The 26,113-nt window shown below is 70.7% G+C and carries 24 protein-coding genes; 12 read left to right on the forward strand and 12 right to left on the reverse strand.

The genetic code is table 11. The annotated features are described in order from the left end of the window. Positions 1-40 precede the first annotated feature (40 nt). The 6 genes from OG194_RS23105 (at position 41) to OG194_RS23130 (ending at position 5,164) form a co-directional block, all read left to right on the forward strand. Positions 41-358, forward strand: a complete 318-nt coding sequence (locus tag OG194_RS23105; protein ID WP_327402732.1) for a WXG100 family type VII secretion target — start codon at positions 41-43, stop codon at positions 356-358. Further along, positions 358-2,286 carry an RNase A-like domain-containing protein gene (locus OG194_RS23110; protein ID WP_327402733.1) on the forward strand — a complete coding sequence of 643 codons (1,929 nt, stop codon included), beginning with the start codon at positions 358-360 and terminating at the stop codon, positions 2,284-2,286. Before OG194_RS23105 ends, OG194_RS23110 begins: the two co-directional genes overlap by 1 nt. A gap of 10 nt (positions 2,287-2,296) precedes the next feature. Then, positions 2,297-3,019 carry a hypothetical protein gene (locus OG194_RS23115; protein WP_327402734.1) on the forward strand — a complete coding sequence of 241 codons (723 nt, stop codon included), beginning with the start codon at positions 2,297-2,299 and terminating at the stop codon, positions 3,017-3,019. A 22-nt stretch (positions 3,020-3,041) separates the two neighbouring features. Further along, a complete protein-coding gene (locus OG194_RS23120) occupies positions 3,042-3,341 on the forward strand; it encodes an RNase A-like domain-containing protein (RefSeq protein ID WP_327402735.1) in 300 nt (99 codons plus the stop codon). Between the two features lie 24 nt (positions 3,342-3,365). After that, positions 3,366-4,061: a contact-dependent growth inhibition system immunity protein gene (locus OG194_RS23125; RefSeq protein WP_327402736.1), complete on the forward strand. Its 696-nt coding sequence runs from the start codon at positions 3,366-3,368 to the stop codon at positions 4,059-4,061. A 149-nt stretch (positions 4,062-4,210) separates the two neighbouring features. Beyond that, the gene (locus OG194_RS23130) at positions 4,211-5,164 is read left to right on the forward strand and encodes a BRO-N domain-containing protein (RefSeq protein WP_327402737.1); all 954 of its coding nucleotides are present in this window, start codon (positions 4,211-4,213) and stop codon (positions 5,162-5,164) included. Between the two features lie 97 nt (positions 5,165-5,261). On the opposite strand, the gene OG194_RS23135 is transcribed toward OG194_RS23130, so the two are convergent. The 3 genes from OG194_RS23135 to pdhA (OG194_RS23145) are packed head-to-tail and all read right to left on the reverse strand — an operon-like array spanning position 5,262 to position 8,812. Further along, positions 5,262-6,626 (reverse strand): dihydrolipoamide acetyltransferase family protein, encoded by a 1,365-nt coding sequence (locus OG194_RS23135; protein ID WP_327402738.1) that lies wholly within the window; start codon positions 6,624-6,626, stop codon positions 5,262-5,264. Positions 6,627-6,636: 10 nt separating this feature from the next. Continuing rightward, positions 6,637-7,653: an alpha-ketoacid dehydrogenase subunit beta gene (locus OG194_RS23140; RefSeq protein ID WP_327402739.1), complete on the reverse strand. Its 1,017-nt coding sequence runs from the start codon at positions 7,651-7,653 to the stop codon at positions 6,637-6,639. Between the two features lies 1 nt (position 7,654). Then, complete coding sequence (gene pdhA, locus OG194_RS23145) at positions 7,655-8,812, reverse strand: pyruvate dehydrogenase (acetyl-transferring) E1 component subunit alpha (protein ID WP_327402741.1); 1,158 nt, start codon at positions 8,810-8,812, stop codon at positions 7,655-7,657. 320 nt (positions 8,813-9,132) lie between these two features. Between pdhA (OG194_RS23145) and OG194_RS23150 the strand changes: the two genes are divergently transcribed. The 3 genes from OG194_RS23150 to OG194_RS23160 all read left to right on the forward strand — a co-directional run bounded on the left by OG194_RS23150 (position 9,133) and on the right by OG194_RS23160 (position 11,412). Continuing rightward, a complete protein-coding gene (locus tag OG194_RS23150; RefSeq protein WP_327402742.1) occupies positions 9,133-9,807 on the forward strand; it encodes a response regulator transcription factor in 675 nt (224 codons plus the stop codon). Between the two features lie 49 nt (positions 9,808-9,856). After that, positions 9,857-10,294 (forward strand): pyridoxamine 5'-phosphate oxidase family protein, encoded by a 438-nt coding sequence (locus OG194_RS23155; protein ID WP_327402743.1) that lies wholly within the window; start codon positions 9,857-9,859, stop codon positions 10,292-10,294. Positions 10,295-10,407: 113 nt separating this feature from the next. Then, positions 10,408-11,412, forward strand: coding sequence for a phosphotransferase (locus tag OG194_RS23160; RefSeq protein ID WP_327402745.1), 1,005 nt, complete (start codon positions 10,408-10,410; stop codon positions 11,410-11,412). 117 nt (positions 11,413-11,529) lie between these two features. Here OG194_RS23160 and OG194_RS23165 read toward each other — a convergent pair whose 3' ends face one another. Next, positions 11,530-13,041, reverse strand: a complete 1,512-nt coding sequence (locus tag OG194_RS23165) for a protein kinase domain-containing protein (protein WP_327407175.1) — start codon at positions 13,039-13,041, stop codon at positions 11,530-11,532. A 374-nt stretch (positions 13,042-13,415) separates the two neighbouring features. Between OG194_RS23165 and OG194_RS23170 the strand changes: the two genes are divergently transcribed. Beyond that, positions 13,416-15,035: a protein kinase domain-containing protein gene (locus OG194_RS23170; protein WP_327402746.1), complete on the forward strand. Its 1,620-nt coding sequence runs from the start codon at positions 13,416-13,418 to the stop codon at positions 15,033-15,035. A gap of 152 nt (positions 15,036-15,187) precedes the next feature. Here OG194_RS23170 and OG194_RS23175 read toward each other — a convergent pair whose 3' ends face one another. After that, a complete protein-coding gene (locus tag OG194_RS23175; protein WP_327402747.1) occupies positions 15,188-15,727 on the reverse strand; it encodes a bacterial proteasome activator family protein in 540 nt (179 codons plus the stop codon). 161 nt (positions 15,728-15,888) lie between these two features. On the opposite strand from OG194_RS23175, the gene OG194_RS23180 reads away from it, so the two are divergent. Continuing rightward, positions 15,889-16,545 carry a hypothetical protein gene (locus OG194_RS23180; RefSeq protein ID WP_327402748.1) on the forward strand — a complete coding sequence of 219 codons (657 nt, stop codon included), beginning with the start codon at positions 15,889-15,891 and terminating at the stop codon, positions 16,543-16,545. Between the two features lie 32 nt (positions 16,546-16,577). Here the strand turns inward: OG194_RS23180 and OG194_RS23185 are convergent, their stop codons facing one another. From OG194_RS23185 to pdhA (OG194_RS23215), 7 genes are all read right to left on the reverse strand, one after another. Then, positions 16,578-17,558, reverse strand: a complete 981-nt coding sequence (locus tag OG194_RS23185; protein WP_327402749.1) for an NAD(P)H-quinone oxidoreductase — start codon at positions 17,556-17,558, stop codon at positions 16,578-16,580. Between the two features lie 72 nt (positions 17,559-17,630). Next, positions 17,631-18,725, reverse strand: coding sequence for a potassium channel family protein (locus OG194_RS23190; RefSeq protein ID WP_327402750.1), 1,095 nt, complete (start codon positions 18,723-18,725; stop codon positions 17,631-17,633). Further along, complete coding sequence (locus OG194_RS23195; protein ID WP_327402751.1) at positions 18,722-20,119, reverse strand: molybdopterin molybdotransferase MoeA; 1,398 nt, start codon at positions 20,117-20,119, stop codon at positions 18,722-18,724. The genes OG194_RS23190 and OG194_RS23195 overlap by 4 nt, the downstream gene beginning before the upstream one ends. Next, the gene (locus OG194_RS23200) at positions 20,116-21,006 is read right to left on the reverse strand and encodes an NTP transferase domain-containing protein (protein ID WP_327407176.1); all 891 of its coding nucleotides are present in this window, start codon (positions 21,004-21,006) and stop codon (positions 20,116-20,118) included. The genes OG194_RS23195 and OG194_RS23200 overlap by 4 nt, the downstream gene beginning before the upstream one ends. Before the next feature lie 912 nt (positions 21,007-21,918). After that, a complete protein-coding gene (locus OG194_RS23205) occupies positions 21,919-23,295 on the reverse strand; it encodes a dihydrolipoamide acetyltransferase family protein (RefSeq protein ID WP_327402752.1) in 1,377 nt (458 codons plus the stop codon). Then, positions 23,295-24,299, reverse strand: a complete 1,005-nt coding sequence (locus OG194_RS23210; protein WP_327402753.1) for an alpha-ketoacid dehydrogenase subunit beta — start codon at positions 24,297-24,299, stop codon at positions 23,295-23,297. Before OG194_RS23210 ends, OG194_RS23205 begins: the two co-directional genes overlap by 1 nt. Next, positions 24,299-25,432: a pyruvate dehydrogenase (acetyl-transferring) E1 component subunit alpha gene (gene pdhA / locus OG194_RS23215; RefSeq protein WP_327402754.1), complete on the reverse strand. Its 1,134-nt coding sequence runs from the start codon at positions 25,430-25,432 to the stop codon at positions 24,299-24,301. Before pdhA (OG194_RS23215) ends, OG194_RS23210 begins: the two co-directional genes overlap by 1 nt. A gap of 174 nt (positions 25,433-25,606) precedes the next feature. Between pdhA (OG194_RS23215) and OG194_RS23220 the strand changes: the two genes are divergently transcribed. Beyond that, complete coding sequence (locus tag OG194_RS23220) at positions 25,607-26,107, forward strand: Lrp/AsnC family transcriptional regulator (protein ID WP_442811609.1); 501 nt, start codon at positions 25,607-25,609, stop codon at positions 26,105-26,107. The last annotated feature ends 6 nt before the right edge of the window (positions 26,108-26,113 follow it).

Below are 26,113 nucleotides of genomic sequence, written 5' to 3' on the forward strand. Positions count from 1 at the left end.
ATCGCCCAGCCGTAGTTGCCGACCGAAATCCAGGGGGATCATGTCGACCGGGGCTTCCGCCGACAACGACCGCATAGCCGTCTCCTTCGCCACGCTCCACGACCTCACCGCGGAGCTGGAGGGCATCCTCAAGCAGCTCAACGGCAAGCTCGACGACCTCTACGACCGGGCCGAACCGGTCGTCCTGTCGTGGAAGGGCGAGGCCCGCGAGGTCTTCGTCCAGAAGCTCGACGAGTGGGACCGGTCGGCGCAGGATCTGCAGGCAGCGCAGAAGTGGCTGCACGCGTATGTCACCACCGGTCACGCCAACTACGCGGCGGCACACCGGGCGGTGCTGCGCGGCTGGGGAGCCGCCTGATGGCAACGCCCTCGCCTCAGCCGAGTCCGTCCACCAGCCCCGCCGCCGGTGACACCCAACCGGCTCCCGAACCCGGTGCCTCCCAGCCCGAACCGAGCCCCGGCACCTCTCCGGATCCCCACTACGAGCCGCCGCCCCCGAAGGCCACCGAATCCGACGGCCGCCCTTCGGACGCTCGCCGAGCGTGGGAACGCGACCAGTCGAAACAGCCGGCGCCCGACAGCGGGAGCGGCTTCGACATCAAACCGGGGCACGTCTACTACACGTCCACGGTGATCCGCGACGAGCAGTTCACCTTCCACAAGACGGCCGGCCGACTCGTACAGGACGCCGACCATCGACAGGCGGCCGGGAACGGCAGTGGCCCCGACGACTTCGCCGGTGCCTACGACGACGTGGCCAAGGAGTTCCTGAAGACGTGGGCGGCGTGCGTGGCCAGTATCGGCGGCGTCTCACTCGGGCTGACCAACACGGCGAACAACTACATGGCGGCCGACTGGCACTCCCGGGGCATCTACGGACCACCACCCCGCCGGGATCCTCCGATCGGCGTCGGCAACGTCTCGTACGGACCCGTCGCCTCCATCAAGTGGACCGGCACCGGCGACGGTTCGGACATCCCCTTCGTGGCGGCCATCGGCAACTTCCCTGATTTTCTGGCCGACTTGATCAAACCGGCGATCGAGGAAGGGCTGCGACTCGGCAGAACCCACGAGATCACTCCCGGCGCCGAGACGGACAACCTCCGCAGCATCGGCAACGCATGGGAAGCGGCCGGCAGAGCGGCACAGTCATCGGCCGACAGCTTCACCCAGGACATCGAGTATCTGACGGACAGCGGCAACAACGACTGGCAGAGCGCGATGAACGCCTTCTGCCAGTCGATCTGGGGCACCACCGCGTGGGGCGGCCGACGGGACGGCGACAACAACGCCATACCGCCGTCCCAGACCGGCGGCCGTGACTGGCGTACCAATCCCGGTACGGCGCCCGCCGACCGGCGCCCCGTCATCGAGGTCCTCAAGAAGACCGGTGACGACATGAGGCAGATCTTCCACGATGTCGCGGACGCCGCCGAGAAATGCCGGAAGACGACCGAGCGCCTGGCCTTGGAGGCCACGAAGGCGACCGTCAACGACATGGTCCCGGACGGCTTCTCCTGGGACGAGTTCACCAAGCTGAGTGCCTACGCCACTTTCGCCGAGATCGTCCTGAAGTTCCGGTCGCACATGGACAAGGGAGGGTGCGACGCAGCCGTCGAGACCTATCACAAGGCGTTCCACGACGGCGCCGATCGCCTCCGTAAACTGCTTCCCGAACTGACCGAAGCCGCCATGAGCGCTCCGACGTACGAGGCCGAGGAAGCCCGCGCCGAGGCGTTCGGGGCGCGCTCCCTGACCGAATTCAAACCTGGCCATGTGTGGTCCACACCCGGCGACGCGGACAACGGGGTCTACAAAGTCGACCTGGCGTCCACGGAGTGGCTGGAGAATTCCCACACCGTCTCAAAGCATGTCGGCCTGACGGACGACCAGTTGGCCCAACGTCTGCGTGACGAGCTGAAGAAACCGCCCCGGCCGGGGACCGAATGGCCCTACGGGCAGCCGAGGGTCGCCGAAGCGTCGTCCTTCAAGGACCTGGAATCAGCACAGAAGATGACTCAGTTCAACATCGACAAGAACACGGACGAAATCAAGAAATGGATCGCGGACCATCCCAACAAGGGGGGTCGACTGGAGATCACAGTCCCCGAGACCCCTTATGGGCACAGCGGTCGGAGCATCGGCAAGGAAGAAATCAAGACCGACGAATTCCCGGCTTCGAAGGCCAATTACGTCGACGGGGTCGAGACTCGTCTTCTCTACGACCCGAACCTCGACCCCCCTTTCACAGTCGTGACCTCGATGCCGAGGAACGTGAAGAAGTAGGATGCCCTGCATGACACACCAGGAATCCGTCGGCTACTGGAATCTCACGGGTGCCCGTAAGCTGTTGGAACCCTACGACGGCTGGAGCCGTCGGATTCCAGACGATTCAGCCGAGTGGCAGAAGAAACTCTTCCCGCTGATTCGCGGGATGAAGAACGCGGAATTGGACGGCGGTCGCACACTGCGGGAAATCGCGGCCGAACTACGTGTTGCGGCAGAACTTTTCGAGGCCTTCCCCGACGGTTCCCACAGCGCTCTCAGCAGAATCCCGCAGACGAGGACCGAATCACGTACACCCGCGGCCCTGCGGGAGATCGCCGAGCACCTGGAGAACTGGAACTCCGACTGGCGCACCTGGGAGGAAACTCCCATGGACATCTGGGAATTGAGCCTGCGCTTTCCTCGCCTCAGCCAGATCCTGCCCATCTATTTCGGCCAGGACGGCGTGGCCATCAGCGATGACATGCACGACGCCACGTCCGATGACGGTATCCGCATGTACATCGACGAGACCCACCCGCGCTGTCCGTGGCACCTGCCGAGTGTGGTCTCCGAGTGCTATCAGGCAATGGCCCTTTTCCACACCGAGGAGCAACTGGACCGGTTCTTCAGCGAGGCCGCGATGAGCGGAGGTTCGGGCACCGAGGACTTCGTCGACTTCTTTCCCCTCTTTGCGCGGCTCTGCGTCGAGCACATGAGTGAGGCCCACCCGTCCTTGTGGGAACCCCAGTAGAGCGCGAGAGGATCGGTCCACCATGCGCACCCGCACCGCCACCTACCCCGACCGCGAAACCGCCCAGTGGGCCACCCAACAGACCGTCACCGCCAACGAGCAGGCCATCCACCGCTGGCTCGCCCAGTCCACCCGCCCCCGCCTGACGATCGAGGCATCCTGGCCCTCCCGCCCCGAACCGGTCGGCCGGGTCCTGCTCCAGGCGATGCTGCTGGCCGGGCGAGACCCCGTCGACGTACGCGCGGCCCGGGTGATCCTGAAGCGGGACGAGTCCCGGCCGCACGGCTTCGCAGTCCACGCCACGTTTCCGATGTACCTGTGACGACGACCCGTAGAGGCTGATCCCGTGCCCTTGAGCCCCCTCGAACACGACCGCCGCTACGGCGAGTTGGACCAGGTGATCCGCGCCTACGCCGGGGAGCCGGCGGACGACACCCCGGACAAGCCGAGCGAGGCGCTGGTCGCGTACCTGCGCCACACCTGGCACAGCCGACCGTGGGCCCTGGCCGTCGCGGAGCGGCAGCTACGGGAGTACGCCGACACTCCGCCGGGCCGACTCCGCCTGCGGCTCGGCGAGTTCTACGCCATCCCGGACGTCGGGCTCCCCGAGGGCGAGATCCAGCAATGGCTGTACTGCCTCGCCGACCACATCAAACACAGCGTCGAGGAGGGCGAGGTCCCGCCCCCGGCAACCCCCGCCACCCACTGGGAATGGCACGCCCGCTTCCCGGAACTCGGCCAGTTCCTCGGCGGCTGGTTCTCCCAGGACATGCCGGACGAGTTCGACGACCACGATGCGGCGATCGACGACTACCGGACCTCGACCGACCCGCAGCTCGTCGCCCGACTCACCGGCGAGCTGCACGAACTGCTCGCCCTGGACATCGACGAGTCCGACTACGCCCTCGCCGTCGCCGAGTTGGGCATGGAGGTCGACCCACCAACGCCGTACTCACCGAGCGGCTGGCTCGCCCTCGTCGCCGACCGGCTGACCGTGCCGCGCGCCGACTACGGGCTCCCATCGGGCAGCGCCGCGAAGTAACCCAGCGGGCCGATGAGTTGACGCCCTACACGCTTCGGCGGTCCCGTGCAGTGGATTCGGATGATCTTCCCCCGTAATCATGAACATCCTTGTACCAGTTGGCATATTCACTTGCCTCCGTCTTACGTTCCCCGGCGGAGGTGGTTCACATGAACGAACCCAGCAAACGACCCGACTCTGCCGAACGGCACGAGGCGATCGACGTCAACGACTTCGTCTACGCGGCTACCGGGGCCCGCGTCCGGAGGCTGACCATGCCGGACGGGACTCACTGGTTCCCTGCGGTGGATGTCTGCAAGGAGTTGGGACACTCCAATGCCAGGAAGGCTCTCTCCGACCATGTCCCCGAGGGGTCCCGAGAAACTCTTGAGACCGTAACGAATGGTTACGGTCTCAGCGTTCCCGCAGGTCGGGAGTGGCGCCGAGACATGAATCTCATCAATCTTCAGGGGCTGCTCTTCCTCGTCAACGCCTGCACGAAGTCCTCCGCCGCGCCCTTCAAACAGTGGGCCGTCGAAGTGATCGAGACCATCCAGCGCGAAGGCTCGTACACCCTCGAAGAGGCCGAGGTACAGCCCGCAGACCCCGGCGCCCCCATCGCGTACGCCATGCCGGAGCAGGTCGCCGAGGCCATCGTCCGGCTGGAGGCACACAACCTTCAGGTGGACGGGGAGCTTGCGGCCGCACAGCGCGAATCGCTCACGCTGCAAAGGGAGATGCTTGCCGCACAGCGTGCGACGCTCGCCGCGCAGGAAGCCGTCGCCCAGGCCATGGGACGTATCGCGGACCGGCTCGACGTCCTGACGCTCGACCGGACCGCAGCCGTCGTCGCCGCCCTTCAGCCCACGACGGAGTCCGTGCTGGCCGACTGGCGGGAACGGCTGTCCGTGACGGAGGACGTGTGGACGGTGGCCGTGGTGATCGCCCCGGTTCTGGTCGAGGAGGGGGAGCTGCGTGAGCCGCTCGAATCGATCGCGTCGCGTACGGGGCTGACCGTACGCCGCGTCAACGAGTGTCTCCGTCTGCTGCGCCAGCACGCCTGCATCCGCTCGCGCGGCGGCGCGGAGGACGGGGCGCCGGTGTACGTGCTCAACCGGTCCTGAGACTGGCCTGAACACTTCGGAGCAGCGGAGGGGGCGGTCGCAAATCCAAGTTGCGGCCGTCCCCTCCAGACGTCCAAGGCTACCGAATGGGCGGACGTCAGGCCCAGGTGATCAACCGCTTCGGCTGCTCAAGAATCGCCGCCACATCCGCCAGCACCTTCGATCCCAACTCCCCGTCCACCAACCGGTGATCGAAGGACAACGCCAACGTCGTCACCTGACGGGGCTTCACCTTGCCCTTGTGGACCCAGGGTTGGAGCTTGATCGTGCCGACCGCGAGGATCGCGGACTCGCCCGGGTTGAGGATCGGTGTGCCGGTGTCGATGCCGAAGACGCCGACGTTGGTGATGGTGACCGTGCCGCCCTGCATCGCCCCCGGGGACGTCTTGCCGTCCCTCGCCGTCGACACCAACTCGCCCAGCGACTCCGCCAGTTGCGGCAGTGTCTTCGCGTGGGCGTCCTTGATGTTCGGCACGATCAGGCCGCGCGGGGTCGCCGCCGCGATGCCGAGGTTGACGTAGTGCTTGAGGACGATCTCCTGGGCGGCCTCGTCCCAGGACGCGTTGATGTCCGGGTTGCGCTTGATGGCCACGAGGAGGGCCTTCGCGATCAGCAGGAGCGGGTTGACCCGTAGGCCCTGCAACTCCTTGTCCTGCTTCAGCTCCTCGACCAGCTTCATCGTCCGCGTCACGTCCACCGTCACGAACTCCGTGACATGCGGTGCCGTGAACGCCGAACCGACCATCGCCGCCGCCGTCGCCTTGCGGACGCCCTTGACCGGGATGCGGGTCTCGCGGGTCGCGTCCGCGACAGGCAGGGAAAGCGCCGGAGGCGTGACTCGCTCAGGCGCCCGCACCGGGGCCGGAGCCACCGCCGCGTGCACGTCCTCGCGGGTGATGACGCCGTCCGGGCCCGACGGGGTCACCGTCGCCAGGTCGACGCCCAGGTCCTTCGCCAGCTTGCGCACCGGCGGCTTGGCGAGGGGGCGGGATGCCACCACCGCTTCTGGCGCGTGACCGTTCAGCTCCGCCTGGACCGCCGCCGACGCCTCCTGGGCCGGGATCTCCGCGCCCTTGCGGGGGCGGCGCTTCGTGGCGGCCGTGGAGACGCCGTAGCCCACCAGGACCGGTGTGCGGGCCGGCGCCGCGGGCTTCGCCTCCTCCTGTACGGGAGCGGCCGGGGTCTCCTCGGGAGCCGCGCCCCCGGACACGTCCACCGCGATGATGGACGTCCCCACGTCCACCGTCGTCCCCTCCGGGAAGCGGAGTTCGCGCACCACCCCGTCGTACGGAATGGGCAGTTCCACCGCCGCCTTCGCCGTCTCCACCTCGCAGACGACCTGGCCGTCGGTGACGGTGTCGCCGACCTGGACGTACCACTTGAGGATCTCGGCCTCGGTGAGGCCCTCGCCCACGTCCGGCATCTTGAACTCGCGTACGGACGCTTCTGTCATCGTCGTCACGGCCCTCTCCTCAGTACGCCAGAGCGCGGTCGACGGCGTCGAGCACCCGGTCCAGGCTCGGCAGGTACTCCTCCTCCAGGCGGGCCGGCGGGTACGGGGCGTGGTAGCCGCCGACCCTGAGTACCGGGGCCTCCAGGTGGTAGAAGCAGCGCTCCGTGATGCGGGCCGCGATCTCGGCGCCGGAGCCGAAGAACACCGGCGCTTCGTGGACCACGACCAGGCGGCGGGTCTTCTCCACCGAGGTCTGGATCGCGTCGAAGTCCAGCGGGGACACCGAGCGCAGGTCCAGGATCTCCAGCGACCTGCCCTCCTCGGCGGCCGCGTCGGCGACCTCCTGGCAGAGCTTCACCATCGGGCCGTAGGCGGCGAGGGTGAGGTCCGTGCCCTCGCGGACCACGCGGGCCTTGTGGAGGGGGTCGGGGATCGACTCCCCCGCGGCGGAGCCGCTATTGAGCACAGCGACCTCGCCCTTGTCCCAGTAGCGGCGTTTCGGCTCGAAGAAGATCACCGGGTCGTCGCTCTGGATGGCCTGCTGCATCATCCAGTAGGCGTCCGACGAGTTCGACGGGCTGACGATCTTCAGTCCCGGGACGTGCGCGAACAGGGCTTCCGGGGACTCGGAGTGGTGTTCCACCGCGCCGATGCCGCCGCCGTAGGGGATGCGGATGACGATCGGGAGCTTGACCGTGCCCAGGGAGCGGGCGTGCATCTTGGCAAGTTGGGTGACGATCTGGTCGTAGGCCGGGAAGACGAAGCCGTCGAACTGGATCTCCACGACCGGGCGGTAGCCGCGGAGGGCCAGACCGATGGCGGCGCCCACGATGCCCGACTCCGCGAGCGGGGTGTCGACCACCCTGCGCTCGCCGAAGTCCTTCTGGAGGCCGTCCGTGACGCGGAAGACGCCGCCGAGCTTGCCGACGTCCTCGCCCATGATGAGGACCTTGGGGTCGGACTCCAGGGCGGCGCGCAGCGATTCGTTGATCGCCTTGGCCAGCGGCAGGTTCTTGGTTGTCGCGGTCTCCGCCATGTCACTTACCCCCCTCTTCGTCCGCGAACGACGCCTGGTAGGCGGCGAACTGGGCCCTCTCCTCGTCGACGAGCGCGTGCCCGTCCGCGTACACGTGCTCGAAGATGGCGAACCGGTCCGGGTCCGGCATGGCACGGACCGCTTCGCGCACTCGTCTGCCCAACGCCTCGCTCTCCGTCTCCAGTTCCGCGAAAAATCCCTCATCCGCGTGGTTTGCGGCTTCGAGATACCTGTGCAGGCGCAGGATCGGGTCCTTCGCCTCCCAGGACTCGCGCTCCTCGTCGGCCCGGTACTTGGTCGGGTCGTCGGAGGTGGTGTGCGCGCCCATGCGGTACGTGTACGCCTCGACGAGCGTCGGGCCCTCGCCGTTGCGGGCCCGCTCCAGCGCCCACTTGGTGACGGCGAGGCAGGCCAGGACGTCGTTGCCGTCGACGCGGACGCCCGGGAAGCCGTAGCCCTGTGCGCGCTGGTAGAGCGGGACGCGGGTCTGCTTCTCGGTGGGCTCGGAGATGGCCCACTGGTTGTTCTGGCAGAAGAACACGACCGGGGCGTTGTAGACCGCGGAGAAGGTGAACGACTCGGCGACGTCGCCCTGGCTTGAGGCGCCGTCCCCGAAGTACGCGATGACGGCACTGTCGGCGCCGTCCATGGTCACGCCCATCGCGTAGCCCGTGGCGTGCAGCGTCTGCGAGCCGATGACGATCGTGTACAGGTGGAAGTTGTTCGTGGTGGGGTCCCAGCCGCCGTGGTTGACGCCCCGGAACATGCCGAGCAGGTTGGTCGGGTCGACCCCGCGGCACCAGGCGACGCCGTGCTCGCGGTAGGTCGGGAAGACGTAGTCGTCCTCCCGGGTGGCCCGCCCGGAGCCGATCTGGGCGGCCTCCTGGCCGAGCAGCGACGCCCACAGGCCCAGCTCGCCCTGGCGCTGGAGGGCGGTGGCCTCGGCGTCGAAGCGGCGGGTGAGCACCATGTCGCGGTACAGGCCGCGGAGCTCATCGGGGGTGATGCCGGCGACGTACTTGTCGTACGGGGCGGTCTTGGCGTTCTTGACTCGCTTGCCCTCGGGCGTCAGCAGCTGGACGAGGTCCGGGTCGGCGCCCTTGGCCTTGCTTCCGGCGCTGCGTCGCGGCTTGCGCGGGGCAGTGCTCTCCACGGTCACGTGTGCTCCTCCGTCGGTCCGGCTCCCCGGGTTCGCCGGGTGCCAGTGCGGCTCACCTGCGCCCCACGGACGCACAGGGTGGGTGCGGTTCGTCGGGAGCAGGCGTGACAGGTGCCCCGGCGAGCGCCTGCAAAAGGCACGTTACCCAGTGCTCCACATTTCTGTGAAACCCCTCCTGACCTGCGATTTTGCTTGGATTTCCAAGTAAATCGCGAAAGTCGGGAACAAGTCCTGGTCACAGCCTTGCAGGGGGCCGGAACAACGGCACGTTATCCCGCTCACCTCGGGCACGGGAAGAGCCCGTATGTGAGACTTACCGCGTGCCCGGAGACGGAAAAATCAGCGTATTTCTCCTCGATGACCACGAAGTGGTCCGCCGGGGTGTCCACGAGATGCTCTCCGTCGAGGACGACATCGAGGTGGTCGGCGAGGCCGGCACGGCGGCCGACGCGCTGGTGCGGATCCCGGCCGTGCGCCCGGATGTGGCGATTCTCGACGTACGGCTCCCGGACGGCAGCGGGGTCGAGGTGTGCCGTGAGATCCGCGCGCGGGACGAGTCCGTGAAGTGCCTGATGCTGACCTCCTTCTCGGACGACGAGGCACTCTTCGACGCCATCATGGCGGGCGCCTCCGGGTACGTCCTGAAGGCCATCCGGGGGAACGAGCTGCTGAGTGCCGTACGGGATGTCGCGGCCGGCAAGTCGCTGCTGGACCCGGTGGCGACGGCCCGGGTGCTGGAGCGGCTGCGCAACGGCGGCCCGCAGCAGGACGACAAGTTCGAGTCCCTCACCGACCAGGAGCGCAGGATCCTGGACCTGATCGGGGAGGGCCTCACCAACCGGGCGATCGGCGAGCGGCTGCACCTCGCGGAGAAGACCATCAAGAACTACGTGTCGAGTCTGCTTTCCAAACTCGGTATGGAGCGGCGCTCGCAGGCGGCTGCCTATGTGGCACGGAAACAGGCACAGAGACAGGCCGAGCAGCAGCGTCATTAGGGACCAAAGACCCCTCCCCTGGGCACGCGGTCCGGCCGACAGTGTTCCTATGTCCCTCGACGCACGACCCGGCGCCGAACAACTCGCCGTCGACCTGCTCTCCCGCACCGATCACGGCAGGGTCGCCACCACTTTGCGGGCGCTGCCCTTCCTGGCCTTCGCCAGCCACATCGTCCAGGACGGCCGGCTGCTGCTGCGCATGCCCCGGAGCCACGGCTACCACCACGCGTGCGTGGGCAGCGTCGTCGCCTACGGAGCGGACAACCTGGGCTCGGCCGGGCCGGGCGAGGGGCTGTGGTCCGTGCAGGTCGTGGGCGCGTGCGAGAGCTACGATCCGACGGCCGACCAGGTCGAACGTTTCGGCCCCGCCCCGGCCACGGTCGACGGGGAGTCGTACGAGCCGGTCTATCTGCGCATCGAGCCGCAGTTGAGCACCGTGCACTCGGCGGACGGCGGTCTGGAACGGCGCTTCGGGCCCACCCTGTGACCGAAAGCGACCATCGACGACCGAGCGGTGACTTTCTGTGACAAACCGCAGCTCAAGGGCTCCCTCCGTGCCCTAGCATCGGCCGCGTGCCGCCCTTACGTGTACCACCCCCCGTGCCCCACGCGCCCCCGCTGGGCGCCCTCCTCCGCCAGTACGCCGCCGGGTCCGCGGTCACCTGCGAACCCGTCGAGCAGGGCCTGCTGAACCGCGGCTACCGGCTCCGCACCACCCGGGGCCGCTACTTCCTCAAGCACCACTTCGACCCCGAGACCGCGGACCCGGCGGCGATCGCGCGCCAGCACACCGCGACCCGGCGGCTGGCCGACCTCGGCGTCCCCGTGGCTCCCCCGCTGCCCGCCCGCGACGGCCGTACGGTCGCCGTCGTCGGCGGGCACGCCTACGCCCTGCACCCCTGGATCGACGGCAGGCACCGCCACGGCGGCCAGTTGACCACCGGTCAGTGCGGGCGCCTCGGCGCGCTCCTGGGGGTCGTCCACGCGTGCCTGGAGCGGGTCATGCCGGGGCGCCGGGAGGAGTGCGCGCCGGGCGCCGACCCCGCCGACACCTTCGCCCTCATCGACGACCTCCTCGGGCACGTCCGCCGGCACCGGCCCGCCGACGCCTTCGACGAACTGGCCCGCCACCGGCTGCTGGAACGCCGGGAGCTGCTGGAACGGCACGCGGACCGACGGCCTCCGCGCGGGGCCTCCGTGGGGTGGGTGCACGGGGACTTCCACCCGTTCAACCTGCTCTACAAGGGCGACGCCCCCGCCGCGATCGTCGACTGGGACCGTCTCGGCGTCCAGCCCCGCGCGGAGGAGGCCGTACGCGCCGCCGCGATCTTCTTCGTACGGCCCGACGGGGCCCTGGACCTGCCCAGGGTGCGGGCGTACGCGCACGCGTACCGGCGTTCGGCGGGCGCCGGCCCCGTCGAACTGGCCGCCGCCGTGCACCGGGTGTGGTGGGAGCGGCTCAACGACTTCTGGATGCTGCGCTGGCACTACGAGCGGGGCGACACCCGCGCGGACCCCCAGTTCCCGGCGGCGTCGGCGCTCGCCGTGTGGTGGACGCGGGAGTACGACACGGTGTGCGAGGCGTTCGCGGAGGGCGCCCCCTAGGGCAGCGAAAAACGAAGGGCGCCCTCTAGGACAGCGAAAAACAGCACGCGCGCGTGGACCCCTGTTTACGGGGCGCACGCGCGCGTGAGTGTTTCAGTGCCGGTGATCCGGGCCGGGTCAGCCGCTGCCCAGGGCGCCGGCGACGGTGCCGGCGTCGTCCCCGCCGTCGTCACCGGTGCCGCCCGTGTCCGTCGGGTCCGCCGAGGTCGTCGCCGACGGGGTGTCCGACGGCTCCTCGGAGGCCGTCGCGGACGGGGTGCTCGAAGGCCGCTCGGTGGCCGTCTCGGTCGGGGTGTACGAGGGCTTCGACGACGGCGTGTACTGCGAACCGGAACTCGTGCCGCTGTCGTCCGTGTCCGTCTCGGACGGCGAGGCGGTCGCGTCGTCGCTCGGCGTCTCGGTGGCCGTGTCGTCGGTGGCGGTCTGCGAGGTGGTCGGCGACTGCGTGGTGCCCGAACCGCCGCTGCCGTTGCCGGTGTTGTTCAGCGCGAGCGCGACACCCGCCGCGATGGCGATCACCGCGAGCACCGCGAGGATCCACAGCTTGCCGCGGCCGCTGCCCTGGTTGCCGTGCCCCTCGAAACCGCCGTCGTCGCCGTTGCCGTAGCCGCCCGGCAGGATCGGCTGCGGGATCTGCGTGGTGCCGGAGGAGTCCTGGGGCATCACGGTCGTACCGGCGAAGCCGCCGGGCGGGGTCCCCTGCCCGTTGGCCACGGTCACCGGGCCGGTGTTCCAGGTGCCGGTGTGGCCGCCCTGGTCGTAGAGCATCTGGAGGCCGTACTGGACGAGCCCGCGCATCTCCTCGGCCGTCTGGAAACGGTCGTCCGGGTCCTTCGCGAGGGAGCGCATGACGAGGCCGTCGAGCTCGGGCGGGCAGACGCCGTTCGAGGTGTGGGACGGCGGGACCGGGATGTCCTGGACGTGCTGGTAGACCACCGACAGGGGCGTCTCGCCGGTGAACGGGGGCCGCAGCGCGAGGAGTTCGTAGAGGAGGCAGCCCGTCGCGTACAGGTCGGAGCGGTGGTCGACGGCCTTGCCGAGCGCCTGCTCCGGGGAGAGGTACTGGGGCGTGCCCATGACCATGCCGGTCTGCGTCATCGTCGTGGACGCCCCGTGCAGGGCGCGCGCGATGCCGAAGTCCATGACCTTGACGGCGCCGTTGTGCGTGATGATCACGTTCGCGGGCTTGATGTCGCGGTGCACGATCCCGTGCTGGTGCGAGTAGGCCAGCGCCTCCAGGACGCCGGAGACGATGATCAGGGCCTGCTCGGGCCCGGGCGCCTCGGCGTTGAGGAGGAGGTCGCGGATCGTGCGGCCCTCGACGATCTCCATGACGATGTACGGCACGGACATGCCGCCCACGTAGTCCTCGCCGGAGTCGTACACGGCGACGATCGCGTGGTGGTTGAGGCCGGCCACCGACTGGGCCTCGCGTGTGAAGCGGGCCTTCGACGTCGGGTCCTCGGCCAGGTCCGAGCGGAGCAGCTTGACCGCGACCGTGCGCCCGAGCCGTACGTCCTCGGCCGCGAAAACCTCGGCCATACCGCCCCGGCCCAGTCTGTGGGTGAGCCGGTACCGGCCGTCGCCGACCAGTCCGCCGTTACCCCACAGCTCCGGTGCGTCCGACATTCCGCCGCCAGCCGCCTCGGGGTCGGACGGGCCCTGAGCGTGCTGCTGTGCCATCAGTCCTCGCCGTCGTTTCTGCCCGCGGTGCGCGCGGTGTTGTTACGGTCTCCGTCGGCCACGCTACAGGCTCGGCGCAAGCCTCCGGTCCGGGATCAGTGCCGGAATCGTCCGGAGACGGACCGGCCATCAAATCGGTATCACGGGGCGTCGTGCAAATTCTGTGTACCGCCGGTACAGCACCTGTAACGCTTCCACGACTCTTCTTTCGCGTACGGTCACGGATCGGGCACCGCGCTTGACGTGTCAGTGCCCTCCGGCAGACTTGGCCGGGAATGGCACTTTCGATCACTGAGCCGCGCCGATGGGGGACACGGGACATGAGTCAGGACGGCGCACAGGGCCGGTATGCGGGGCGCGCGCTCGCAGGTGGCCGCTATCAACTGCGCGACCTGCTCGGCGAGGGCGGCATGGCCTCGGTGCACCTGGCCTACGACTCGGTGCTCGACCGCCAGGTCGCGATCAAGACACTGCACACCGAACTCGGCCGGGAACAGGCCTTCCGCGAGCGCTTCCGCCGCGAGGCCCAGGCCGTGGCCAAGCTCACCCACACCAACATCGTCTCGGTCTTCGACACCGGCGAGGACGCCCTCGACGGCACGACGATGCCGTACATCGTCATGGAGTACGTCGAGGGGCAGCCGCTCGGCTCCGTACTCGACGAGGACGTACGGCAGTTCGGCGCGATGCCCGCCGACAAGGCACTGAAGATCACCGCGGACGTGCTGGCCGCACTGGACATCAGCCACGAGATGGGCCTGGTCCACCGGGACATCAAGCCGGGCAACGTGATGATGACCAAGCGCGGGGTCGTCAAGGTCATGGACTTCGGCATCGCCCGCGCGATGCAGTCCGGTGTCACCTCGATGACGCAGACCGGCATGGTCGTCGGCACCCCGCAGTACCTCTCGCCGGAGCAGGCGCTCGGCCGGGGCGTGGACGCGCGCTCCGACCTGTACTCGGTCGGCATCATGCTGTTCCAACTGGTCACCGGGCGGCTGCCGTTCGACGCGGACTCGCCGCTGGCCATCGCGTACGCGCATGTGCAGGAGGAGCCGGTCGCGGCCTCCTCGATCAACCGTTCCCTGCCGCCGGCCGTGGACGCGCTGATCACCCGCGCGCTGAAGAAGAACCCGAACGAGCGCTTCCCGAACGCCGAGGCCATGCGCGACGAGTGCCTGCGCGTCGCGTCCTCGCTGCACGCGGCCGCCCCGAGCATCGTGCCGGGCGCGCCCGCGCAGAGCGGCGCGGGCGTCGGCTCCGCGGTCTTCCCGCCGGTCGACCAGGCGATCCCGGCGCCCACCGGCCCCGTACAGACGCCGTACCAGCCGGGCCCCTACGGCGGCACACCCGCGCCCGCCCCGGCCTACGGCTATCCGCAGCAGGCGGGCTACCAGCCGCAGCCCTCGGTCGGGTTCGGGCAGCAGGGCATCTCGACGCCGCCGCCGTACAACCTGACCCCGCAGCACCCGACCCCGGCCTCCGGGGGAGGCGGCGGCAGGAGCAACAAGCCGGTGATCATCGGCTCCGCGGTCGTCGCCGTCGTCGCGGTCGGCGCGCTGATCGCCGCCCTGTCGATGAACAACGGCGACGACGACGCGAAGGGCAGCGACAGCAGCGCGAGCGCTTCGGTGACCGCGGTCGAGGGGCACCGCGACGGCGACACATCGAAGACGATCGCGACGACCGCGTGCAAGGAGCCGGAGGAGTCGTACAACGACCCCAGCAAGATCCAGGTCCCGGACTTCCAGTTCAAGTACATCGCCTCGGTCAAGTCCTGCCTCCAGGCCGCGGGCTGGAAGGTGAAGATCAAGTCCGAGGACGAGAACACGTACGGCCAGGGCACGGTCATGGACCAGTTCCCGGCGGCCGGCACGGACGTGGACCCCAAGGACATGCCCCAGATCCAGCTGGGCGTGTCCACGGGCAACCCGTCCTGACGCCGGAGAGCGACCCGTCGCGACCCCGGTGATGTGGAAGGGCCCGGCAGCATCGGCTGCCGGGCCCCTTTGTCATGTCGGTACGGGCTCGTGTGCGGGTCGGGGGCTCCTACAGGTCCGGGTCGGGGTCCTACAGGGCCGAGTCGGGGGTCCTACAGGTACGGGCCGCCCACGCGGCCGCCGCCCGGCTGCCCCTCCTCGGCACCGTCGCCGCTGCCCGGCGGCAGCGCCCGGCGCATCTGCTCCAACTGCGCCCGCGCGGCCATCTGCTGGGCGAACAGCGTGGTCTGGATCCCGTGGAAGAGCCCCTCCAGCCAGCCCACCAACTGGGCCTGCGAGATACGCAGTTCCGCGTCGCTCGGCGTCACGTCGTCCGCGAACGGCAGCGACAGCCGCTCCAGCTCCTCCACCAGCTCGGGCGCCAGACCGTCCTCCAGCTCCTTCACGGAGCTGCGGTGGATCTCCTTGAGCCGGGCCCGGCTGGCTTCGTCGAGGGGAGCCGCTCGCACCTCCTCAAGAAGCTGCTTGATCATGCTGCCGATCCGCATGACCTTGGCCGGCTGTTCCACCATCTCCGTCACCGGGATCTCGCGGGAGTCCTCGTCCCCGGTGCCACCGAGCGCCATTCCGTCCTGTCCCACGACCAGGATCTGAGGCTTCTCCGGTGACCTTTCGTTCCTCGGCATCTCCATGCCGCCATTCTCTCGCACTCGTACACCTCACCACCGTGGTGCCCCCCTCGAAGGGTGATCGACCTTTTCCGCATGGCCGAACCCGGAGTGCCGGAGCGGCCACCCGGTGTGACGCTGGTTGCGTCGATCTTGCCGCCTCGGCTCGGGAGGGGGTCACGGACGTGACTCCATGGCTGCGTACAACGGGACTGCTGTTCGTGCTGGGCACGGGCGCGGTGGTGAGTCCGTGCGGGGGTGTTCCGGCGTACGGGGCTGTTCTCGCGTACGGGGTGGAGGCGGGGAGCGGTACGAGTACCGGCGGTTCCGGGAGTGGTCGGGTCGCGATCTCGGCGCCCTCGTCCCCGTCCGCCCCGGCCACGGCCTCCGCTACGGCGTCTGCCACCACCTCCGCCTTGCGCCCTGCTGCCGGCCCCGACCCCGCCCGTGTCTCCGCCGAACCGTCAAGGGCCGGAAGCCAGGCGGGCGAAGGCCGGGAACGGCCGGGACGTACCGCAGGGCCGACCGCGGACGAGGACGAAAGCGGAGGTGGGGGCGACGGCGATGACACGGCCGGACTGACAGCGGACGGGGACGACGACGGGAGCCGCTCGGACAGTCCCGCCAGTCCCGACAGTCCCGCGCCCGCCGACTCCGCGTCCTCCCAGGAGGCGGCACCCGTGCCGACCTCCCCTCCGCTCCAGCCCGTGCGCCAGACCGTCACCCACGCCGAGGACCCCGCCGAGCCCGTGCTGCGGATCCTGCCGCTGGGCAGCGGCCTGATCCTCATCGGACTCGGCCTGGGCCTCGCCTTCATCGGCCTCCGGGTGCGCCGTAGTTAGGAACTGCCGTGCCTACGGCGGACAGTCCGGCGCTACGGCGCGACGAGCAGCACCTTTCCGATGTGCCCGCTGTCCTCCAGCACCTGGTGCGCGGTCCCGGCCTCGCTCATCGGCAGCTCGCGGTCGACGACCGGGCGGATGTGACCGCCCTCGATCAGCGGCCACACATGTTCGCGTACGGCGGCGACGATGGCCGCTTTCTCGCCGAGCGGGCGGGCCCGCAGCGAGGTCGCGCTGATCGCGGCCCGTTTGCCGAGGAGCGCGGCGATGTTCAGCTCGGCCTTGATGCCGCCCTGCATCCCGATGATCGCGAGCCGTCCGTTGACGGCGAGGGCCTGGACGTTGCGGTCCAGGTACTTGGCGCCCATGTTGTCGAGGATGACGTCGGCGCCAGCACCGCCCGTGGCCCGCTGGATCTCGGCGACGAAGTCCTGCTCGCGGTAGTTGATGAGGATGTCGGCGCCCAACTCGGCGCAGTAGTCCAGCTTTTCCTTCGTGCCGGCGGTGACGGCGACCTTCGCGCCGACGGCCTTGGCGAGCTGGATCGCCATGGTGCCGATGCCGCTGGAGCCGCCGTGCACGAGGAGCGTCTCGGCGGGGCGGAGGTGGGCGACCATGAAGACGTTCGACCAGACCGTGCAGACCGCCTCGGGCAGCGCGGCGGCCTGCTTCAGGTCGAGGCCGGCGGGTACGGGCAGCAACTGCCCGGCCGGAACGGCGACCTTCTCGGCGTAACCGCCGCCCGCAAGCAGCGCGCACACCTCGTCGCCGACCGACCAGCCGGACACCCCGGGGCCGATCCCGGTGATCCGGCCGGAGCATTCGAGGCCGGGGTAGCGGGACGCGCCGGGCGGCGGGTCGTAGAAGCCCTGGCGTTGCATGATGTCGGCCCGGTTGACGGCGCTGGCCACCACCTCGACCAGTACCTCGCCCTCACCGGCGACCGGATCGGGGACCTCGCCCCACACCAGTGCCTCGGGCCCACCAGGTTCGGAAATCGTGATCGCATGCATGAGGCCGACGCTACTCCTCGTCCTACGGCCGACCGCCGAAGGCGGGACACCGAGGCAGCGGCCGAGGGCGTGTCACTCCGGCAGCGGCCGGGTGTCCGGCGCGACCTGCGAGCCCGGCGACACCCGCACGATGGTGATGAGCCGGTCCGTCAGCTGAAGGGTCCCGATGGCCGGGTCGTCGTAGCCGAGCACGCGGTGCCCGCGGACGACGCTCACCACCAGGTCGTCCGTGTCGCGCGGCGACTTGCCGACCTCGGCCTTTATGACCGGGCGTTCGGTCATGTCGAGGCCGCTGCCCTGCTGGATGAGGTCCTCCATGACCATGCCGGCGGCGGGGCTGAGCACGGACAGGCCTAGCAGCCGGCCGGCCGCGCTGGCGCTGGTGATGACGGCGTCGGCGCCGGACTGCTTGAGCAGTGGCGCGTTCTCCTCCTCGCGGACCGCGGCGACGATCTTCGCGCCGCGGTTGAGCTGCCGGGCGGTGAGGGTCACCAGCACGGCCGTGTCGTCGCGCTGGGTCGCGATGATGATCTGTCGCGCCTTGTGCACCTCGGCGCGCTTCAGGACCTCGCTGCGGGTGGCGTCCCCGACGACCCCGACGTAGCCCTGGCTGCTCGCCGCCTCGATCGCCTTGCCGCTGGGGTCGACCACGACGACCTGTTCCTTCTTGAGCCCGGTCGCGCACACGGTCTGGATCGCGGACCGCCCCTTCGTCCCGAAGCCGATGACGACGGTGTGATCCCGCAAGGTGGACCTCCAGCGGTTCAGGCGCCATTCCTCCCGGGTGCGTTCGGTGAGGACCTCAAGGGTGGTGCCGACGAGGACGATCAGGAAGAACACGCGCAGGGGCGTGACGACAAGGATGTTGGTGAGCCGGGCGCCGTCGCTGACCGGGGTGATGTCGCCGTAGCCGGTGGTCGAGAGGGTGACCGTGGCGTAGTAGAAGGCGTCGAGCAGGTCGACCGAGCCGTCCGAGTTGTCGTTGTAGCCCTCGTGATCGACATAGACGATCAACGCCGTCGCGACCAGCAGGAACAGGGCGATGGACAGCCGTTTGGCGACCTGTTGAAAGGGGTGCTCGACCACTTTCTTCGGGAGTTCCACCCGATGGGTCACGAGATGTTCGTCCGCCTGGCGGGCGATCGCGTCATGGCCCGACTGTTTCACGTGAAACACACCCCGATCCCGGCGGCCGCCCAGGGCAGATCGATCAGTTCCACCTGCTGTCCCTGCCGCGCACCGTCCGGCGGTACGACCGCGAGCGCGTCGGCCGCCGCGATCCCGCGCAGCATGGCCGGGCCGTTGTAGTGCAGCGGCACGGCGGAGTCGCCGCGCAGCACGGCGGGGATGAGCCGGGTGTCGTACGGGTGCCCGTGCACCGCGTCCTGGAGGGGCAGCGCGTACGGCTCCGGGGCGGGGTGTGCGGACAGGGTCCGCAGCAGCGGTTCGGCGAGGGTGAGCAGGCCGGAGATCGCGGCGAGGGGGTTGCCGGGCAGGCCGACGAGGTGCTGGTCGTCCTTGATGCGGGCCAGCAGCATGGGGTGGCCGGGGCGCACCTTCACGCCGTCCACGAGGAGTTCGGCGCCGATGCGGTGCAGGGTGGGGTGAACGTGGTCGACCGGGCCGGAGGCGGTGCCGCCGGTGGTGACGATGAGGTCGGCGGTGCTGCTGGTGATGGCCTTGTGCAGCGCCTTCGCGTCGTCACCGAGCCGGCGGACGGCGGTGACCTCGGCGCCGAGCGCGCGCAGCCAGGACGGCAGCATCGGCCCGAGCGCGTCCCGGATGAACCCGTCCCGGGGCAGTCCCTCGGTGAGCAACTCGTCGCCCAGGATAAGGACTTCGACCCGGGGGCGGGGTACGACCGTGACCGTGTCGTACCCGGCGGCCGCGGCGAGGCCGAGCACCGCCGGAGTCACGAGCGTGCCGCCGGGCAGCAGATGGTCGCCGCTACGGCACTCCTGGCCGCGCGGACGGATGTCCTGGCCGTGCCCGACGGCCCGGGCCTCGTGGAGCCGGCCCTTGTCGTCGGTACGGCCGTGCTCACTGCGGATGACGGCGGTGGCGTCCGCAGGGACGCGCGCACCGGTCGCGATCCGCACGGCCTCGCCGTCGCTCAGCGGCTCCGGCTCCGCGTGCCCGGCGAGCACCCCGTCCTCGCGTACGGCCCAGGGGCCGGGGCCCGCGACCGCCCAGCCGTCCATCGCCGAGGTGTCGAACGAGGGCAGGTCGCTCAGGGCGACGAGCGGCGCGGCCAGGACGAGTCCGAGGGCGGAGTCGAGGGCCACGGAGACAGGCGCCCGGCGGGATCCGCTACGTGGGGCGCGGCCGGCGATCGCGCGGGCCTCGGGCCAGGGGGTGGCCCTGTGCTGATCGGTGCCGGGCTTGCGGGGGGTGCGGGGGGTGCCCTGGGGCGTGTGTGAGGGGGAGGCCGAGGGTGGGGGCACGGCGGGGTCGCCGGAGCCGGTGCTGCCTTCGTTCACCAGGGCGAGGACCTCCTCGACGTCGAGGAGGTCCTCGGCGTCCTGGGCGTGCCCGCCGGCGTGAACACCGCGCGCGCTCATCCGGCGACGTCCGGACCCGGGGCGGACGCGGGGGTGTCGTCCTTGGCGTCGGGCTTGGCGTCGGACGGGGCTTCCGGGGTGTCCTCGTCGGCCCAGCGCAGCGCGAGTGCGGCGGCCTTGCGGGCGGCCTCGGCGACGGCCTCCGGGCCGCCCTTGCCCTGCGCCGCCGCGTAACCGACCAGGAAGGTGGTCAGCGGTGCGGCGGGCCTGGCCACCCCGTGGGCGGCGTCGCGGGCGAGGTCGAGCAGGATGCCGGTGTCGACGTCCAGGTCGATGCCCAGTTCGTCCTTGACTGCGGAAATCCATTCATCCAACACGTGCCCATGCTCCCTGATGCGTGCCCTGGCGGTGGCGAGGTCGTCCCAGGTGTCGCAGTCGAAGGACGCGACGGGGTCCGGGACGCGGGTGAGTTCGAGCGCGCCGGTCAGCCGGCGCAGGGGCAGCCCGGTGAGGCCGCCGTGCTCTGCGGTGAGTGCGGCCAGCTCCCGACGGAGCGCCGACGCGCGGTACGCGGCCACAAGCGGCTGGTCCCGCCCGTCCGCGTCGGTGAGCAGCACCCCTTCGGCACCACTGCTCCGCAGAGCGGTCAACAGCCTTCGTACGGTGGCCACTTCGAGGAACGGCAGGTCGGCGGACAGGACCACGACGACGTCGGCGGTGGTGTGGCGCAGACCGGCGTCGAGCGCGGCGACCGGGCCCGCACCGGGCGGATCCTCGCGCGCCCAGCGCACCGGCCGGACGGTGGGCCTCGGATCGGCTACGACGACCGTGGTCCCGGCGTCGGCGCAGGCGCCGAGCACCCGGTCGAGCAGGGGCCGACCGCCGACCCGCAGGCCGGGCTTGTCGGCACCGCCGAGCCGCCGGGCGGCGCCGCCGGCGAGGACGATGGCGTCGTGGGGGGTGTCGGGGGCGGTGCTGGGCGGAGTGTCGGGGGCGGTGTTGGGCGTGGCGCCGGGGTTGGCGCTGGGCGGGACTTCGAGGCCTGCGGTGGGTGCGACGCCGAGGACGACACCGGGCAGCGCGTCGAGGCCTGCGCCGGGTGCGACGCAGAGGACAGCTCCAGGCGGGACATCGAGGTCGGCACCGGGCAGCGTGGCGGGGTCGGCGCTGGGTGTGGCGCCGAGGTCGGCCCCAGACGGGACTTCGAGGCCAGCACCGGGCTGGGCGGCTGGCGGCGCGTCGGGCCGCGGGCCGGGTGCTACCTCGGAAGCGGCGTCCTGCACGGCGGCGGGCAGGGCGTCAAGTGCGGCGCCGGGTGGGCCGTCGGCGGCAGCCTCGGGCGGAGCGGGCGGCACCGCGCCGGGCGGGACGGCGTGCATGACCGCAGGCGTGGCTTCCCGCACTGCGTCGCGCAGCGCGCCGTGTGCTGCCCCGGAAGCGGCGTCCCGCACGGCGGCGGGCAAGGCGTCAAGTGCGGCGCCGGGTGGGCCGTCGGCAGGACTCTCGGGCGGAGTGGGCGGCACCGCGCCGGGCGGGACGGCGTGCATGACCGCAGGCGTGGCTTCCCGCACCGCGCCAGGCCGGACGGCATGGGTGACCAGAGGCGTGGCTTCCGGCACCGCGCCGGGTACGGCATCGGCGGCACCCTGCGCGAAGCCGGTGACACCCGGCGCGCTCACACCGCCACCGAGCACGGCCACGGCGACACCCGGGACGGCGACAACGGCACCCGAGGCGGAGCCGGTGGCGCCCGGCACGGGGCCGTTGGCAGCGCCGGGGGCGTCGGGGGGCTCGTGCGCGGTCACCCCCCGAGTATGCGTCCCGCCCTGATCACAGGGAACTCGCCCGCGCCGCCGTGATCACAGGGTGCGCAACAGCACCGCCGGCTGTTCCGCGCAGTCCGCCACATACCGCAGGAAACCGCCCGCCGTGCCGCCGTCGCACACCCGGTGGTCGAAGGTGAGCGAGAGCTGGACGACCTGCCGGACCGCCAACTCGCCCTCGTGGACCCAGGGTTTGGGGACGATGCGGCCGACGCCGAGCATGGCCGCCTCGGGGTGGTTGATGATCGGCGTGGAACCGTCGACGCCGAACACCCCGTAGTTGTTGAGCGTGAAGGTCCCGCCGGTGAGGTCCCCGGGTGTCAGCGTCCCGGTCCGGGCCGCCTCGGTGAGGCGGGCGAACTCCGCGCTCAGCGCCTCCGTGTCGCGCACGTGCGCGTCCTTTACGACGGGTACGACCAGCCCCCGTTCGGTCTGCGCGGCGAAGCCGAGGTGGATCCGGTCGAACCGGACGATCTCCCTCGCCTCCATGTCCACGCTGGAGTTGAGCTCGGGGAACCGGGTCAGCGCGGCCGTGCAGATCCTGGCGAGGAGTGCCAGTACGGAGATCTTGGGGCCACCGGCGGCGTTCATCACCGCGCGGACACGCATCAGCTCCGTGGCGTCGGCGTCCACCCAGCAGGTCGCGTCGGGGATCTCCCGGCGACTGCGGGAGAGCTTGTCGGCGACGGCTCCCCGGATGCCGCGGAGGGGGGTGCGGGTGACTCCGTCGGTCGTGGGGGTCGTCGTGGTCGCGGGGGTGGGGAGCGTGGTCGGGGGCAGCGTGGCCGGGGGAAGGAGTGTCGCTTCCTGGGCTGTCGCCTCCTGGGTCGCCGCCGCGCGGAGCGCCTGCTCGACGTCCGCCCGGAGGATCAGCCCGTCCCGCCCGGAACCCGTCAACTCCCGTAGTTCCAGGCCGTTCTCGCGCGCGAGTCGTCGTACGAGGGGTGAGATCACGGGTACGGGACCGTCGTCGCGACCGCCGGTCTCGGGAGCGGGGGCAGGTGCGGGGGCGGAGGCGGGGGCGTCCGCCACCGACGTCACGACGTCCGCCGCCAGCCGCCGTACTCTCCGCCGCCGCGCCTGAGGCGCCCCCGTGCCGTAGCCCACCAGCACGTTCCCGGAACCCTCGGTCTCCGTCTCGGTCTCGGCCCCCGCATCGGACGCCGGTGTCCCCACCGCGACCGTCAACAGCGGGGAACCCACGGGCAGTTCCGTGCCCTCCTCGCCGAAGCGGGCCGTGACGACACCGCCGTAGGGGCACGGCACCTCGACCATCGCCTTGGCCGTCTCGACCTCGACGACCGGCTGGTCGATGGCGACGACGTCGCCGACCTCGACCAGCCAGCGCACGATCTCCGCCTCGGTGAGGCCCTCGCCGAGGTCGGGGAGCTTGAACTCCAGTACCTGAGCCATCAGTTGTCCGCCTCCCACTGGAGCCGGCCCACGGCGTCCAGGATCCGGTCGACGCCGGGCAGATGGTGCCGCTCCAGCATCGGCGGCGGATACGGGATGTCGAACCCGGCGACGCGCAGCACCGGTGCCTCCAGGTGGTGGAAGCAGCGCTCGGTGACGCGGGCCGCGATCTCGCCACCCGGGCCGCCGTAGCCGCCCGACTCGTGCACGACGAGGGCGCGGCCGGTCCGCCGTACGGACGCGCACACCGTCTCGTCGTCGAACGGCACCAGGGAGCGCAGGTCGACGACTTCGAGGTCCCAGCCCTCGGCGCGGGCCGCCTCGGCGGCTTCGAGGCAGACGGGCAGGGAGGGGCCGTAGGTGATGAGCGTGGCGCTGCGGCCGGGGCGGCGTACGACCGCGCGGCCGATCGGGTCGACGGGGGTGGGCTCTTCGGGGTTCCAGGTGTCCTTCGACCAGTAGAGGCGCTTGGGCTCCAGGAAGACGACCGGGTCGTCGGAGGCGATGGAGGCGCGCAGCAGGCCGTAGGCGTCGGCGACCGTCGCGGGGGTGACGACGTGCAGGCCCGGGGTCGCCATGTAGTAGGCCTCGGAGGAGTCGCTGTGGTGCTCGACGCCGCCGATGCCGCCGCCGTAGGGGACGCGGATGGTGATCGGGAGGGGCATCGCGCCGCGGGTGCGGTTGCGCATGCGGGAGACGTGGCTGATCAGTTGCTCGAACGCCGGGTAGGCGAAAGCGTCGAACTGCATCTCCACGACCGGGCGCAGGCCGTACATCGCCATGCCGACGGCCGTGCCCAGGATGCCCGCCTCGGCGAGCGGGGTGTCCGTGCAGCGGTCCTCGCCGAACTCCTTGGCGAGTCCGTCGGTGACCCGGAAGACGCCGCCGAGGGTGCCGACGTCCTCGCCCATGACGTGCACGGTGGGGTCGGCGGCCATGGCGTCGCGCAACGCGCGCGTGAGGGCCTGCGCCATGGTGGCGGGCTTGAGGGCGACGGTGGTCATCAGTGCGTCCCCTCGCGCTCGGCCGCCAGCTCCGCCGCCAACTGTTCGCGCTGCTCGCGCAGTTGGGGGGTGGGTTCGGCGTACACGTCGGCGAACAGGTCCATGGGGTCGAGCACCGGGTCCTGGTTCATGTGCGCGCGCAGCTCGGCCGCCATGGTCTCGGCGGCGTCGCGCGCGGCCTTGATGCCGTCCTCGTCGATGAGCCCGCGCTCGGTGAGTTCGTGCTCCAGGAGGGCGATCGGGTCGTGCGCGCGCCAGGCCTCGACCTCGGTGTCGCCCCGGTAACGGGTCGCGTCGTCGGCGTTGGTGTGGGCCTCGATGCGGTACGTGATGGCCTCGACGAGCGTGGGACCGCCGCCCTCGCGCGCGTGCCGTACGGCGTCGCCGAGGACCTCGTGCACGGCGACCGCGTCGTTGCCGTCGACGAGGCGGCCGGGCATGCCGTAGCCGACGGCCTTGTGGGCCAAGGAGGGGGCCGCGGTCTGCTTGGCGAGGGGGACGGAGATCGCGAAGCCGTTGTTCTGGACGAGGAAGACGACCGGGGCCTGCCAGACGGCGGCGAAGTTCAGCGCCTCGTGGAAGTCGCCCTCGCTGGTGCCGCCGTCGCCGACCATGGCGAGGGCGACCACGTCGTCTCCCTTGAGACGGGCCGCGTGGGCGAGGCCGACGGCGTGCGGGAGTTGGGTGGCGAGCGGGGTGCTCAGGGGTGCGATGCGGTGCTCGCGCGGGTCGTATCCGGTGTGCCAGTCGCCGCGCAGCAGGGTGAGGGCCTGCACGGGGTCGAGGCCGCGGGCGACGGCGGCGAGCGTGTCGCGGTAGCTGGGGAAGAGCCAGTCCTGCTCCTGGAGGACCAGCGCGGCGGCGACCTCGCAGGCCTCCTGGCCGGTGGTGGAGGGGTACACGGCGAGCCGGCCCTGCTTGGTGAGGGCGGTCGCCTGCGCGTTGTACCGGCGGCCGCGCACCAGCTCCGCGTACAGCCGGCGCAGCAGCGCGGGGTCGGCCTGCGCGGCCGCCTCGGTGCCGAGCACGCGGTACGGCGAGGCGTCGGGCAGCAGCGGCGCGGGGTCCGTGCGCGGCTGCCAGGCGGGCGGCGGTGTGGGCCGGTACGCGCCCCGCTGCTCCATGACCGTCATGACGGCACCTCCTCGGGGGAGTGGCTCGAAGAGGCGCGTCGGACGTGCCGCGCCTCCCTACCGATTGTTCGGTCGTCGGCACATTTTGGCTACAGGCACCTCCAGGCTGTGGACAAACGGTTCTCCACAACCTGAAATGAACGCAGTACGTCCATGGTAGGGAGGCGGGGGGACATGGCACCTGAACAAATGGCCGAAGGCCCGGAGGCGGGCAACGCGCTGCCGCCCCCGCGCCCGCTCGACGCCATCGATCAGGACATCCTCCAGATGCTCCAGGCGGACGGCCGCGCGTCGATAAGGTCCGTCGCCGAACGGGTGCACGTCTCCCGCGCCAACGCCTACGCGCGGATCAACCGGCTCATCGAGGACGGCGTCATCCGCGGCTTCGGCGCCCGGGTCGACCACGAACGCGCGGGTCAGGGCACGTCGGCGTACATCACCCTGAAGATCGTGCAGAACTCCTGGCGCACGGTCCGCGAGCAGCTGAGGCTGCTCCCGGGGGCCTCGCACATCGCGCAGGTGGGCGGCGACTTCGACGTCCTGCTGCTGGTGCACACCCTGGACAACCGGTCGCTGCGCGAGCTGGTCCTCGACCGGCTCCAGGCGATCCCCGAGGTGCTCAGCACGCGCACCCTGCTGGTCTTCGAGGAGGAGGACCTGGAGCCCCAGAGCTGACCCGGC

Origin of the sequence: Streptomyces sp. NBC_01288 (assembly GCF_035982055.1) — a bacterium.
GTDB lineage: Bacteria > Actinomycetota > Actinomycetes > Streptomycetales > Streptomycetaceae > Streptomyces.

Bases quoted from the DNA above. Each gene is read 5' to 3' on its own strand.
- OG194_RS23105 (WP_327402732.1), top strand. From the start codon at position 41: ATGTCGACCGGGGCTTCCGCCGACAACGACCGCATAGCCGTCTCCTTC.
- OG194_RS23110 (WP_327402733.1), top strand. From the start codon at position 358: ATGGCAACGCCCTCGCCTCAGCCGAGTCCGTCCACCAGCCCCGCCGCC.
- OG194_RS23115 (WP_327402734.1), top strand. From the start codon at position 2,297: ATGACACACCAGGAATCCGTCGGCTACTGGAATCTCACGGGTGCCCGT.
- OG194_RS23120 (WP_327402735.1), top strand. From the start codon at position 3,042: ATGCGCACCCGCACCGCCACCTACCCCGACCGCGAAACCGCCCAGTGG.
- OG194_RS23130 (WP_327402737.1), top strand. From the start codon at position 4,211: ATGAACGAACCCAGCAAACGACCCGACTCTGCCGAACGGCACGAGGCG.
- OG194_RS23140 (WP_327402739.1), bottom strand. From the start codon at position 7,653: ATGGCGGAGACCGCGACAACCAAGAACCTGCCGCTGGCCAAGGCGATC.
- OG194_RS23155 (WP_327402743.1), top strand. From the start codon at position 9,857: ATGTCCCTCGACGCACGACCCGGCGCCGAACAACTCGCCGTCGACCTG.
- OG194_RS23165 (WP_327407175.1), bottom strand. From the start codon at position 13,041: ATGTCGGACGCACCGGAGCTGTGGGGTAACGGCGGACTGGTCGGCGAC.
- OG194_RS23170 (WP_327402746.1), top strand. From the start codon at position 13,416: ATGAGTCAGGACGGCGCACAGGGCCGGTATGCGGGGCGCGCGCTCGCA.
- OG194_RS23175 (WP_327402747.1), bottom strand. From the start codon at position 15,727: ATGGAGATGCCGAGGAACGAAAGGTCACCGGAGAAGCCTCAGATCCTG.
- OG194_RS23185 (WP_327402749.1), bottom strand. From the start codon at position 17,558: ATGCATGCGATCACGATTTCCGAACCTGGTGGGCCCGAGGCACTGGTG.
- OG194_RS23195 (WP_327402751.1), bottom strand. From the start codon at position 20,119: ATGAGCGCGCGCGGTGTTCACGCCGGCGGGCACGCCCAGGACGCCGAG.
- OG194_RS23205 (WP_327402752.1), bottom strand. From the start codon at position 23,295: ATGGCTCAGGTACTGGAGTTCAAGCTCCCCGACCTCGGCGAGGGCCTC.
- OG194_RS23210 (WP_327402753.1), bottom strand. From the start codon at position 24,299: ATGACCACCGTCGCCCTCAAGCCCGCCACCATGGCGCAGGCCCTCACG.
- pdhA (WP_327402754.1), bottom strand. From the start codon at position 25,432: ATGACGGTCATGGAGCAGCGGGGCGCGTACCGGCCCACACCGCCGCCC.
- OG194_RS23220 (WP_442811609.1), top strand. From the start codon at position 25,607: ATGGCACCTGAACAAATGGCCGAAGGCCCGGAGGCGGGCAACGCGCTG.